This is a genomic window from Daejeonella sp., from assembly GCF_036405355.1.
Taxonomy (GTDB): Bacteria; Bacteroidota; Bacteroidia; order Sphingobacteriales; family Sphingobacteriaceae; genus Daejeonella.
Genome location: NZ_DASWXT010000072.1, coordinates 1 through 13,427, shown reverse-complemented (window position 1 = coordinate 13,427; position 13,427 = coordinate 1). Strand labels below are relative to the sequence as shown.

The 13,427-nt window shown below is 40.6% G+C and carries 7 protein-coding genes and 1 pseudogene; 2 read left to right on the top strand and 6 right to left on the bottom strand.

The features are described 5' to 3' along the window. Positions 1–244 (top strand): annotated as a pseudogene (locus VGE44_RS09300) (hypothetical protein); the annotation flags it as partial. Between the two features lie 42 nt (positions 245–286). Then, the gene (locus tag VGE44_RS09295) at positions 287–1,279 is read left to right on the top strand and encodes a Gfo/Idh/MocA family oxidoreductase (RefSeq protein WP_331078266.1); all 993 of its coding nucleotides are present in this window, start codon (positions 287–289) and stop codon (positions 1,277–1,279) included. Between the two features lie 63 nt (positions 1,280–1,342). Here the strand turns inward: VGE44_RS09295 and VGE44_RS09290 are convergent, their stop codons facing one another. The 6 genes from VGE44_RS09290 to VGE44_RS09265 all read right to left on the bottom strand — a co-directional run bounded on the left by VGE44_RS09290 (position 1,343) and on the right by VGE44_RS09265 (position 13,381). After that, the gene (locus VGE44_RS09290; RefSeq protein WP_331078264.1) at positions 1,343–2,629 is read right to left on the bottom strand and encodes a Gfo/Idh/MocA family oxidoreductase; all 1,287 of its coding nucleotides are present in this window, start codon (positions 2,627–2,629) and stop codon (positions 1,343–1,345) included. 166 nt (positions 2,630–2,795) lie between these two features. Further along, positions 2,796–4,157 carry a DUF1080 domain-containing protein gene (locus tag VGE44_RS09285; RefSeq protein ID WP_331078261.1) on the bottom strand — a complete coding sequence of 454 codons (1,362 nt, stop codon included), beginning with the start codon at positions 4,155–4,157 and terminating at the stop codon, positions 2,796–2,798. Between the two features lie 211 nt (positions 4,158–4,368). Next, complete coding sequence (locus VGE44_RS09280) at positions 4,369–5,193, bottom strand: DUF1080 domain-containing protein (protein ID WP_331078259.1); 825 nt, start codon at positions 5,191–5,193, stop codon at positions 4,369–4,371. A gap of 101 nt (positions 5,194–5,294) precedes the next feature. Further along, positions 5,295–8,450 (bottom strand): PVC-type heme-binding CxxCH protein, encoded by a 3,156-nt coding sequence (locus VGE44_RS09275; RefSeq protein ID WP_331078257.1) that lies wholly within the window; start codon positions 8,448–8,450, stop codon positions 5,295–5,297. Positions 8,451–8,633: 183 nt separating this feature from the next. Beyond that, positions 8,634–10,091: a RagB/SusD family nutrient uptake outer membrane protein gene (locus tag VGE44_RS09270; RefSeq protein WP_331078256.1), complete on the bottom strand. Its 1,458-nt coding sequence runs from the start codon at positions 10,089–10,091 to the stop codon at positions 8,634–8,636. Positions 10,092–10,129: 38 nt separating this feature from the next. After that, positions 10,130–13,381 (bottom strand): TonB-dependent receptor, encoded by a 3,252-nt coding sequence (locus VGE44_RS09265; protein ID WP_331078255.1) that lies wholly within the window; start codon positions 13,379–13,381, stop codon positions 10,130–10,132. Between the last annotated feature and the right edge of the window lie 46 nt (positions 13,382–13,427).

Here is a 13,427-nt window from a genome sequence, read left to right as displayed (position 1 = left end):
GCGTGGTGCCGCTCAGGGACTAATTGCATTCATACTTTGGGGCGTAGGAGCCTTTGTTGGGACAAACCTGGCAGGAATTTCACAGCAAGCCAATACCCTTGCCGAACCGATTGGGAATATAGCCCATGACTGGAGCAGCATTTGGATCTATCCGGCCTGGGGATCTGTTGCTGTACTTGTAGTCTTTATTATTTTCTTCAGGGATCCTAAGAAAGTTGTGAAGGTAGAGGCGGAGAAAGGTTGAGAAGGGAACAGGAAATAGGAATCCGTAATTAATAATTCGTAATTGAAAACTAAAATTCGCTGGGGTATACTTAGCACTGCAAAGATTGGAGTAGTAAAAGTTATTCCTGCTATGCAGCAGGGTAAATACTGTGAAATTACTGCTATTTCCTCCCGGGATATGAACGAGGCAAAAAGAGTAGCAACTTCGCTTGGAATTCCAAAAGCTTACGGTTCATACGAAGAACTATTGTCTGACTCTGAGATTGATGCAGTCTATATCCCTTTACCGAATCATTTGCATGTTGAATGGGCAATAAAGGCAATAGAGGCGGGGAAACATGTCCTCCTGGAAAAACCTGTAGGACTCTCCAGTAAAGAGGCTGAGAGTTTAATACTGGCATCAAAAGCAAATCCAAATTTGAAAATCATGGAAGCTTTTATGTACCGGCACCATCCTCAATGGAAAAAAGCAAAAAAACTGGTCGAAGAGGGAGCAATCGGCAAGCTGAAATCTATTCAGACTTTTTTCTCATATTATAATACCGATCCAAATAACATCCGTCAAAATCCGGATTTTGGAGGAGGTGGCCTGATGGATATAGGCTGTTATTGTATTTCCCTGTCCCGGTTTATTTTTGGCAAGGAGCCCAAACGGGTCAACGGACTAGTTGAATTCGATCCGAAATTTAAAACAGACCGGATGGCCTCGGGAATACTAGATTTTTCAAGCGGCACTTCAACTTTTACCTGTTCCACTCAGGTAATGCCTTTTCAAAGGGTCAATATTTTTGGGGATACCGGTGGTATTGAAATAGAAATTCCTTTTAATGCCCCGCCGGATAAACCAACCAGATTATGGCTTCATAGCTCAGAAAAAACTGAGGAAATTACCTTTGATATCTGTGATCAGTACACCATTCAGGGTGATCTTTTCTCAAAGGCGATTCTTGACAATACAGAGGTTCCAACCCCGCTTGATGATGCGCTTAATAATATGCTGGTGATTGAGGGGGTGTTTAAGAGTTCTGAAAGTGGAAAATGGATTAACCTTTAAGTCTATATACCCCCTTAAACAATTATTTTTCTTTTCGATTAATATTTTTAATCTAAAGAACAATTAAGTCAAATCCCATTCCTTCCTATTCTCCCTGGATAATAGCTGATTTGCCTCTCTGTCGTGTACAAAACGCTCCCTTCTATCATTCCATTCAAGCTTTCTGCCTGATTTGTATGAGATCATTCCAAGGTGCATAGGTAAAGTTAGTTTACGGGCATATTCCAGATTAGACTCCGGTTGGGTGCGGGATTTAACAGCATTCACAAAATTCTGCTGATGACCCGGTGAACGTTCAATTGTGATTGGTACATGGGTCAAATCAGGCACAAGCTCTCCTCCTATCCGGACTTCATGGGTATTATAATCACAAATCAAAGTACCCTTATCTCCCTCAAAATAAGCCCCAATATTAGAACGGGTGGCAGCTCCCGGAACATTTGGAACCGTGCTCGTCCAGTAAACATTTAAGTCTTCATATTCATAATCTACATCAATCCAACGCTGAACATTGGAAATGCCGGTATTTTGCTCACCTCTGGCGTGGATGCTCTTTAAGCCCTGAGGCTGGAGTGCCCAATAAGCAACGTCAGCGATATGCGACCAGAAATCACCGAAGACACCATGTCCATAGTCAGAAAAATAACGCCAGTTAAAATGACAGCGTTGAGGATCATATTCAGATACAGGAGCCGGGCCAAGCCACATATCCCAATCCAAATTCTTTGGAACCGGCTGATAGGCTGCAGGACCAAAATCGGGAGGAACACCGGTTTTCCATAAACGAACGGTATGAATTTTACCCAGGATTCCCGAGCGAACAAGTTCCACCACACGATGATAATTATCGCCGGCATGAATCTGGGTACCAAGCTGAAAAATCCGATCGTGACGCTTTAAATTCTTAAGCATTTCTTCGCCTCCCTTAACATCATAGGAAAGAGGCTTTTCACCATACACATCCTTACCAGCCTTAAATGCCAGAGTTGCAACCTGACTATGCCAATGATCAGGCGTGGCACAGCTTATCGCATCAATATCCTTGCGATCAAGTATATGCCTGAAATCTTTGTAGGCCTGCGCTTTATGCCCCGGACGAAGGGTATTCAGGGTTTGCATAGTAGAATCTAAATGAAGCTGATCCACATCACACAAGGCTACTATTTCGACCTCCGGAATTGCCGCAAACCACTTCATATGCGCATTCCCCATTCCACCCAGACCAATATGAGCGATTCGCAAACGATCACTGGCTGCTACTTTGCGCAACATTCCAGGTAACATCAACATTCCCATACCGGCAATGCTTGTTTTCTTGATAAAATCCCTACGGGTTGGATTCAGTTTCATAAACTAGGTATTATACTTTATGATGAACAATCGTAATTTTTGCTGTGGGCTATGGGATTTGAGCTTTGGGCTATGAGCTTTGAGATATGAGCTATTAAATTTTAGCCAATACTCAAATTATTGCTGCTTTCTCAAATCCTTAGTCCACCCGATAGCTATCGGGTTCCTACTTCCCACTTAAATCTTTGATCCTGATATTTCTGAACATTAAAGGACTTCCATGTCCAAGAAAACCGATATGACCGCTGTCGCGTAATAAGCCGGGATGTTTCTGCCCGTCGGCGGCACCATTTTTCCTGGCATCAGTAATATCTGCATCAAGTATTACCGTACCGTTCAGGATGACTTTGATCTTTGGTCCCTGAACAATTACCTCCTGATAGTTCCATTCCCCTACAGGTTTCAGATAGCCTCTTTTTGCAGGTATAGTACCATAGATAGAACCGTGATACTGATAAACTTTCAAATCCTTATAAACAGGTGCATCATTATCCAAAATTTGCAATTCCATTCCTTCATAAGCGGCATCACCGGTTATAGGAGAGCGGATGCCCAAACCATTGTTCGCACCCGGAGTCAGTTGAAACTCAAACCTTAAAATAAAATCACTGAATTCTTCTCTGGAGAATAAGTTATTACCCAAAGAACTTTTACCCGGCTTCGGACGAACAGCCATATTGCCATTTTCGGTAATATAATCTCTGGTATTACCTATCCAGCTGTGCATATTGGTTCCATCAAACAATACCTTATAACCTTCCTTTTTTTCCTGTGCACTAAGCTGGAATGGTTTTACGCGAGGAAGCTCTTTGATGTAGATATTCCTGTAGGCTATTGGTGAGCCATGTGCCTGTAATTCTATTTGTTCTTCAGCAAATATGGGCATACTCCTGTCCCAGTAATTTTCGAGAATAACATTATCCGTTACGAGGACATCGTTAAGGTAAACCGTAACCCGGTCAGCTTTCATTATAATACGGAAGGTATTCCACTCATCCAGTTTTTTGTCGGCTACCTGGAGAGGCTTACTTTCATTCTCTTTATTATTGTACAAGCCACCTGAACCAACCTGTGCCCCAACTTTTAAATTCGCATTATCCCATATTTGTACCTGAGGAGTACCTCTCAGGTAAATACCTGCATCACCGTTCAGAGTGCCATTATTAATAATTTTCCAGTCGACTAGCATTTCAAAATCACCATATTTCTTAACTGTAGTAATATTATTTCCATGGCCGGTAAATTGAAGTTCTCCATTCACCACTTTCCAGCTGTCACGCATTTCTGCATCAGCCTTTTTTTGCGCTTCTGCCAAAGTTTTGGCATCCATCTTCGACCTCTTTATCGGGTCTCCTACTAAGCCTTTCCATCCTTTAAGATCTTTCCCGTTAAACAGAGGAACGAAGCCCTCCTTTTGAAGCATTTCTGCCTTATTCCCGATCCTTTTTGGCTCTTCTTTAAATGATACAAGCATCGGAAGAATCAATGCCAGCAAAATGAGAGACCTGAGTTTATTTGAAAGATTCATTTTTTTATAGTTTGAGTTTCTGAATTGAAATTAAGAATTATATCAGCGAATTTATCTGAAGAATTAAATTAATGTTACGTTAAAAATGAAATGGCTATGGGCAATGAGCTATGGGCAATGAGCTTTGGACATTAACAATATTAATATTACTCAAATTTGATGGCTCATAGCTCATTGCCCATAGCAAACTTCACACTTAAATAACATTAATCTATTTGGCAGCCAAAGGAACTATTTCAACCTTTCTGACGAACATTTCTGCACCTTCAGACTGAATCTGAATTTTTCCTCTGCTTGGTTTTACCCGATAAGCTTGATTAACAAGTACGCCATTGAGGTAAACTGTCAGATTATCCCCATCAGCAATACATTCAATTCTGTTCCATTTGCCTACTTCTTTTTCAACATCCTTTTCACCCCTGAAACCCAGAACATCTTTCCAGTTCGGATCACGCGCAAACCAATCGATCCGGCCTTTATTAATGGTCAAAGGTTGGCCTCCGGGCATATAAACATTACCCCCTCCTGGTTTTTTAGGAGCCACATTACTTGTCAGGGAGAACTTATCAGTACCATCACCCACAACCAGGAAATCTCCTGTACCACCTTCAATAATCTGACATTCAATAGAATACATCCAGGTTCCTGAATAACCACCGTCTTCCCCCGTTGAGTGAAGCAGGATTCCGTTGTCTCTGGCCTTATCAACTCTTGGGGCAAAGGTTCTGGGTCCCCATTTAAATTCAACGATCAGTTTATAGTCGCTGTACTCTTCATTGGTAGTAATACAGCCGTATTCCTCACCGGAAATTTTAATCAAACCATCCCCCACAGTAAATACCTTTTTAGGATCAATTCCTGTCCCACGGCCTTTAACAAAGGTATACCAGCCACTAAGATCTTTGCCATTAAACAGGCTGATTGCTTTAGATTGGTCAGTTTTAACCTGACTTGAATTTGTTTTTACAGTACCGCAGCCTTCAATGATTATCATGGAAGAAATCAGGGCAATAGAAACCAGAAGTGTTCTTTTCATCAGAATATAGTTTGTTTTTTAATAGTTAAAAAGCTTGCACGAACCTGCCTGCTGTAGGCAGGCTCATGCAAGCTTCATTTTTTATATAGGTCAATCAATTATTAATTCTTAGCTCTGATCGTTCCCAATCCATCGGGAAGCGAGTTTAGGTATGCCATCAGATCTGACAGTTCTTCTGATGTTAATTGTTTATCAAGACCCGGCGGCATCATAGATATGCTCATCGGTTCAATACCGGTAATTTCAGCACGCTGAACCCGAACGATAATTCCAGGGCCGATTTCAACTGTAATTGCATCTGGAAATTGTTCTTTGATCACACCGACATGGGTGGTTGATTTCGTAGTCACCTTACTTGTCTCATACTCTCTTGCAAAGCTTGCCCCGGGATACATAATAGCCTCAAGGATATCATGACTTGAGCGAATCTGGCCAATATTTGTCAGATCTGGTCCGAATTTTCCACCTTTATTAGCTACCGCATGGCATGTAGAACAGATTCCTTTTCCGAAGAAAAGCTTAGCGCCTTGTGCTACATCACCCCTGCTTAAGCGAGCCTCTACTGCATGAAGTTCTGTAAGCCTGGCAGCATTCCGTTCAGCCAAAGCTGCAATCAAAGGTTCGCCGGAAGCTTTTACAGCTTGTGGATATTTATTGAGCAGGGATTTTAAATCCTGCTCAGAAAGATTATCCAGGCGGTCGGCAGAACTTCCAAGAGCAGCTACAAGTGCAGCACCAACATCTGCATTTTTACCTGCCCCAAAAGCCGCTACCAGATTTGGCATAAGGAATACATCTGCCTTAGCAACCTGCTCCTTAGCCAATTTAATAAGCTGATTATCACTTAATTTAGCCTTAGCAAGCAAACGGGCAGCCATTTGCCGTATCGGCGATTCATTTTTACTATCCAAATAACTGAGCACCATCTGAAAATCCGTATCTGTAAGATTTGGTTCAGAAAGGAGCTTTGAGCTAAGGGCTTTCAGTCTGAAGTCGGCTGAAGTACCAGGATTCTGAACAATCATTTTTAATTGCTCATTCAAAACCTTAATTCCTCTTGATTCAATAAGTCCGAGGATCTGCGATTTAATTTCTACACTTCCACTATCCAGTAATTTACCCAATTGCTGAATCCAGATATCGGGAATAACTTTAACGGGAGAGTGAGTTATCACATCAATTAATAAAGCCTGCCTTGCTGCCGGTGTTGCCTGATCTCCGAGCTGCTCACCCAAAAACTGTTGTAAAGGCTTGTTTTCACTGAAAGTAATCATCAGGTCGCGCACTGCTGTAATATCAGCTTCAGAAAGATTTGTGACAGCTAAGCGGCTTTTAAGAAAATTGATTACAATATCCGACCATTCCGGGCGGTGGGAGGCAACCCAAATTCCGGTTTTCCGTGATTCCGGATCGCTGCTATTCAAAAAAGGAACCAGATTCTCTTTGCTTAAAACAGAGCCATCCATTTGATCAAGTGCGATAAGTGCAGATTTTCTCACACTTGAAGAAGGGCTCTTTAATGCAGCAATTAAAGGGGCAGTACTCCTGAGGGTGATCAGTGAATAGATGATAGCATGGTCTACAAAACGATCTTTATTTGTTGCAGCCGAATTTAAAAGGGCGGCAACAGCACGCTGATCTCCAATTTGTCCCAAAGCTGTTGCTGCCTGCCGGCGAACCTGACCTTTGTCTTTCTGCACCAGTTCCATCAGTTTATCTATTGATGCTTTATCCTTCGCCAAACCCATTACACGGGCGGCAGAAGTTCTGACAACCATACTGGCGTCGTTCAGACCTAAGCGCGCTTCTTTTATTGCATTGGCTGTACCGATACGGTAAAGAGCAAATACACCGGCAGCACGAATCTCTTCATTTTCAGAACGGAGCAAGGTATTTTTTATTGGTAAAACTGCAGCTTCGCCTTTTTCAACCAGACCTTCAATCACATTGTCGCGAACTGCCAGGCGAGGGTCTTTGATCGTAGCCGCCAGAGTCTGAACAGGCATGGATTTAAGATTCAGTTTCTTTCCCCATGGATCAGCAATTTTTGGTGTTCCATTTCTTCTGATCCGGTATATGCCGCCATTGACATCCATTTTAGCTACTCTCGACAAAGGGCATCCTAAAATGAACCAGCCTCCGGTATTTAATACCAGCATACTTCCGTCGGCATCTTCAAGCACATCGGTAAGATGAATATCCTGAACCGTAGAAGTTATAAATGGCTCATCTACAGTTTTATATGAAGCACCTTCAGCGCTTACCTGATGACGCATAATCCGTCCGGTATTAAATTCAGCACTAAAAATATTGGTGCTGTATTCTTTGCCCAATGCGGATCCACGGTAGCGCATCAGGCCGGATGGAGCCACCCTTGCCATTTTAGTCATCACGGGCATCAGATCCCCGGTCATTTTGAATTTATCCTGTTGGATTACAGGCCCTGATTTTGGGAATACCCCGCCTTCAACCCAGTGCATCAATGCATCTCTCATCCCGCCTTCCGGATTCACAAAATAGGTCATTGTTCCCACTGTTTCACCCGAAGGCATAAATGCGATTTCAATAGAATTATCGAACCCGCCGCCAGCCATAGATTCCAAACCCGAGCCATCAGGCCTGCATCTCCAGATCCTTGCAGAGCCTCCTTTAAGATTCTGACCTTCTTTTGTAGTGATATCAAATCCCCGTCTCGCATCAGTAAGGTACAACCATCCATCCGGGCCCATAAATGGTCCGCCCAACAATGCCGCATTGGAATTCAGTACCCAACCGGTAAGAATTACTTCCCGTTTATCAGCAACACCATCATTGTCGGTATCCGTGAGACGTATCAAATCGGGAGAAGAGCTTACATAAAGACTGCCTTTATAGAATACCCCGCCTTTCGGAAAGGTCAGGGAGTCGGCAAAGATCTTACTCTTATCAAAAATACCGTCACCATCCGAATCCTCTAGAAGGCGGATATGGTACGGCGGCTTTTTTAACATTTCCTGGTTAGTAGGTGAACTACCATCCGACTCGAAAACAAAGAGCCTACCCTGTCCATCGAAGGAGGCAAACATTGGGTAAGATAACATAGAGGGATCAACAGCACGTTCGATAGAAAATCCTTCAGGTACTTTTAGGCCATCTAATTCTGTTGCAATAATTGTCTTTTCTTTACTGCCAATAAAAAACAAAACAGTACAGCAAACTATGAGAAAACCTATAATTTTTCTATGGGGGGTTGTAATGGTTAATGGGAAATATCTCATGAAAAGTAATTTTGTATCTGTAAATATATATTTTATGTGTACTTGTTAGATTGGTAACCTTATCATTTTTACTTTATATTAAAAATAAAAAATTGTACAACTCTGATACTATTTAATTTAAGGATTTGATTTCGCTTTTAAACAACTAGAATAAATAGCTAAACGTATAATAGTTTTTAAAAATTAGGGATTTTGAGTGAGATTGGGATTAATATTGATTTCCCGCTCAGGAATATAGTAGACAACTCTGGGATCCGTAGGTTCAACCCTAAAATTAAAATTATCTGTGCCATGCAAACCCGGATAAGCCCTTACTAGTGGCAGATTATTTCTGAATAGATCACCCGAACGTTGCCCCTCAAAGGCGAGCTCCAATCGTCGTTCTTCTAATACCACATCGAGAACACTGCCCCTGCCTTTTAAATCGGAAACGGTATAAAGAGCGGCTCCTGAAAGTCCGGCCCTTTCTCTGATTATATTTACATCAGCAATAGCCAATTGATTATTGCCCAATTTAGCATTTGCCTCTGCTTTATTCAAATACATTTCGGCTAAACGTAAATAAACCGGTGAGGCAAGGTTGGCTATACCTTCCTGCCAGTTATATTTATTTATAAAATACACTGGTGAAGTCCCGCGATATTGTAAAACACCATTTATATAATGAATTGTTATAAAAGCATGGCGTGCATCTTGAGGATTTTGATCCAATAAATCCATATACGCCTGGGAAGCATAATATTCTCCCCAACCTGTTGATAAAGTTGCCGGGTCATTGTAATACAAAGAACCTACCGAATTTTTATCCTTATTATCAGAAATCGTATGTCTTATATTGAATATAGTTTCCGGATTACTTTCAGGCACCAAGGTCGGCGATTTCTTATAAACCGCTGTACTTGCCAAAGAATAACGGTTGGAATTAATCACCTTATCAGCATAAATAATAGCATTTGCATTATCCTTTTTAAATAAATAAACACGAGATAAAAGTGCTTCAGCTACCTCTTTAGAGGCAAAATTTGCATTTTTGGAATCTTTCATCAAAGAAGCTGCTTTCAGCAAATCGGCTATTACAAAATCATACACCTCCTTTACGGAGTTTCTTGCAGGAAAATCATCAACTTTAAGGTCTTTCTTAATAGGAATTCCCGGGTTGTTTCCATCACCCTGAGGATAAGGGCGCCCAAATAAACGCACCAGATTAAAGTGTGCCATGGCCCTAAGGTATAGATTTTCACCTTTAAGCTGATCCAACTTTGGGGATTCACCATCTTTTATTCTTTCAATGATTAGATTAGTAGAATAAATTAACTTATAAGACTGAGCCCAAAAATCTCTGGTAGGATACATCCCTGGAATATGCTGATAGGAGGCTCCAAGAGAAGCCTGATCTCCATCAGCCCCACTTTGAACTACATTGTCCCCAGGCCATTCGTTTAATGTAAGTAAATGCCGGGTATAATTTTCAGCTACCAGCATCGAATAATTACCATAGGTTGCTATTTGTATGTCATCCGGAGTGGTTAAAGCTACTTCATTTGATTTGCTGTCATAAGGTTGCAAGTTTTTCTCACAGGCGCTTATGGAAGTCAGAAGTACAGCTACTAAAATATATCTTTTAATATTGAATGTTTTCATTACTCGTTTGTTTAATGATAATTGTTTCGATTAGTTTGTTATAACCCAATGTTAATTCCAAACAACACTTTCCTACTGATAGGATATTTAATGCTTGATGTGCCGCCACCCGGGCCTAACACTACTTCCGGATCCATACCCGAAAATTTGGTAAGCGTAAGCAGATTATCTCCACTTACAAAAAGTTTTGCATTATCAATGTGGAATTTATTGAGAAAGGCGGAAGGCAAATTATATGAAAACGTCACATTGCGAAGACGGATATAGCTTCCATCTTCTAGAAACCTTGAGGATGTTCTATTAGAATTTTTAGAACCGCCAAAAACAGCTTTGGGATGGGTAGCAATATCTCCGGGTTTCTGCCATCTATTCCACCCGTCAGCCAACACCATACTATTATAGGTGTAATAAGCACCATCTGAGTCAAAAAGAGCACGGGAAGAATGATAAACCAGGTTACCACTTACGAAATTAAAGAAGGCAAAGAGGGAGAATCCTTTAAAAGTAAAAGTATTACTCATTCCACCGGTAAAATCTGGATTTGCAGAGCCTACATTTTGCTGGGTTGCGAGGCTATATGAGTTAGTAGTAGTAATGATACGATTTCCACTTGGGTCAGTACTAACACGCTCCCATAATGGATCACCATTTGCAGGATCAACTCCAATCCATTTACGCATATTCCAGGTATACAATTCTTCTCCCTCACTAATTATCAAGTCTCCTTGTCTTATATCTTTCCCTTTCTCAAGAATCAAGACCTTACTACGATTAAAGGCCATATTGAAATTGGTTTCCCACTTAAACTTTCCTTTGAGATTATCTGTGGTTAGATTTATTTCCAGACCTCTGTTCTGTATTGAACCAACATTTTTGATCACAGATCCAAAGCCAGTAGTATAAGGTTGTTCTACATTTAGTAACAATCCCTGGGTGGTTTTATCATATATATCTAAATTCAGTGAAACTCGATTAAACATACCTACATCCAAACCTAAATTCCAGCTTTCTGCCTTTTCCCATGCTAAGTCATTATTGGCCATTTGTGAAGGAAAAGATCCTGAATTATTGTCATACTGCGTGGCAAAGCTGTATAGTCCAAGGGATTGGTAATTACCAATATTAGCATTTCCGGTCAGACCATAGCTTGCTCTAATTTTTAACAGGTCTATCTTTGTTCGATTTTTCATGAAGTTTTCATTACTCAAAATCCATGAAGTACCTAATGTATAGAAATTGGCAGAGCGATTGTTGGCACCAAACCGAGATGATGATTCATTAATAAATGACCCAACAGCAAAATACTTATTATCATAGTTGTAATCCAACTGTACCAGCCCTTTACTGAATGCATTTTCACTTATACCACCTGTGGCACTCAAAATGCGTGACGCAGTGTTAATTACATGAAGACCAGGGGCTAACCCTTCCCCTAAAACCGTATTGAAACTCGTATTATTTTTTTCGGCTTCAGCTACCCCCAAAGCATCAAACGTATGTTTTCCAAAACTCTTTCCATATCGCAACCGATTAGAAGTGATTAGCGAAAGTCCATTATTTGATCCATTACTAAGTCTTCCCAGCCCTTTACCAGCTTTGGACCGTATATCGTTAAACAATTCATTGCGAGAATTTGTATAACTAACTCTGTTATAGCTAGCAAAGCTCAGGTTAGGAATGATGGTATAATCCAGGTTAATATCTCCATCCAGACCGGTTCCTTGTCTCTCATTAATATTATATTGCCATCCATGGAGAAAGTTCTCCTGCTCTCTACCGTACCATTTACCATCAGTACCTCTGTTTATGGACCCATCCTGATTGTAGGGATTATCCCAGGGCATATTGTTATATGAACCATATAAAGCGCCATCAAGTCCTGCAGGATCAAACTCCTGATTGTTAAAACGTGCATTAAACTTCACATTTAGCTTAAATTTATCATTAATGTTGTGTGTAATGTTAGTCCTCATATTGTACCGCTCATTCGAGTTGAATTTGAGCGTACCTTCTTCATTATAATAACTTCCCCCAACGTAAAACTGTGTTTTCTCAGTCCCCCCTGAAATTGCCATCCCATAATTTTGATTGAGACCTGTTCTAAAGGCTAAGTCATGCCAGTTTGTATTCTGAGAAACAACGCTTGCAGGAATTTCCTTATCAAAGCGATCGGTAGGATAAAAGCTTTTCGTATAATCATACAACTGTTGCGAATTCATTACTGTGAAATTTCCTGTATTTGCAGTATTGAATCCAGTGGTTGAAGAAAAATCAATCCTGGTCTTACCAGCCTTTCCTGTTTTCGTTGTAATGATGATAACTCCATTTGCTGCTCTTGAACCATATAATCCAGTTGCTGCTGCATCTTTAAGGATAGTAACTGACTCTACATCTTTTGGAATAGCATTACCTCCTATTATGCCATCAACAACGTACAATGGACCAGCACCAGCATTGATAGAACTTGACCCTCTGATAATGATATTAGATCCTGCATTAGGATCACCGGATGAATTTGAAACGATTACTCCTGCCGCTTTCCCCTGCAATAATCCTGTAACGTCATCTGATGTAACATCATTCAGCTTTGCGCCAGAAACCACGGCAACTGAACTAGATAATTGAGAAAGCTGCTTTGATGAATAGCCAACAACTACAACCTCATCTAAAGATTTCGCATCTTCAAGTAATCTAACATTAATTGAATTGCTACCATTAACTGAAATTTCCTGGGTTACATATCCGATATAAGTAAACACAAGAATACTGTTGTTATCTGGAACATTAAGAGTGTACCTACCATCAGAGTCAGTGGTAGATCCAATTGTGGTTCCTTTAAGTTTGACACTTACCCCCGGGAGGGTCTCACCTCGATTGTCGGTAACCACTCCCTTGACAATCCGATCTTTTAAGAGGGATTCCTCTTTAAAATTTTCCCTAGCTTTTATGACAATGGTATTTTGGAAAATCTTATATGTCAGGGGTTGATCTTTAAAGCACTTATCAAGAGCCACTTCAACAGACACATTTCCTACATCAACATTTATAACTCCGGCTCTTGAAATATCAAGTTTGTCGTACAAAAAATGATAATTTGTTTGTTTTTCTATTAATCGCAGAAATTCTCCAACAGAAATATTTTTCCTATGGAGGGTAATCATTTGACTATAGCTACTGGCACTTACTGTTGAAAGTGCCGCAAGGATTAAAATTGTAGTCAATTTCATTGCCAATAAAATCTGGGATAGTTTCAGTCGTGCCGCAGGCATGACTTTCGAATTAAAATTCATAAATTTGTTTGTTTTGGGTTAAACATCATTTCAATTAGTGATTGGA

Coding starts and splice junctions, on each gene's coding strand:
- VGE44_RS09275 (WP_331078257.1), bottom strand. CDS start 8,450: ATGAGATATTTCCCATTAACCATTACAACCCCCCATAGAAAAATTATA.
- VGE44_RS09285 (WP_331078261.1), bottom strand. CDS start 4,157: ATGAATCTTTCAAATAAACTCAGGTCTCTCATTTTGCTGGCATTGATT.
- VGE44_RS09270 (WP_331078256.1), bottom strand. CDS start 10,091: ATGAAAACATTCAATATTAAAAGATATATTTTAGTAGCTGTACTTCTG.
- VGE44_RS09280 (WP_331078259.1), bottom strand. CDS start 5,193: ATGAAAAGAACACTTCTGGTTTCTATTGCCCTGATTTCTTCCATGATA.
- VGE44_RS09290 (WP_331078264.1), bottom strand. CDS start 2,629: ATGAAACTGAATCCAACCCGTAGGGATTTTATCAAGAAAACAAGCATT.
- VGE44_RS09265 (WP_331078255.1), bottom strand. CDS start 13,381: ATGAATTTTAATTCGAAAGTCATGCCTGCGGCACGACTGAAACTATCC.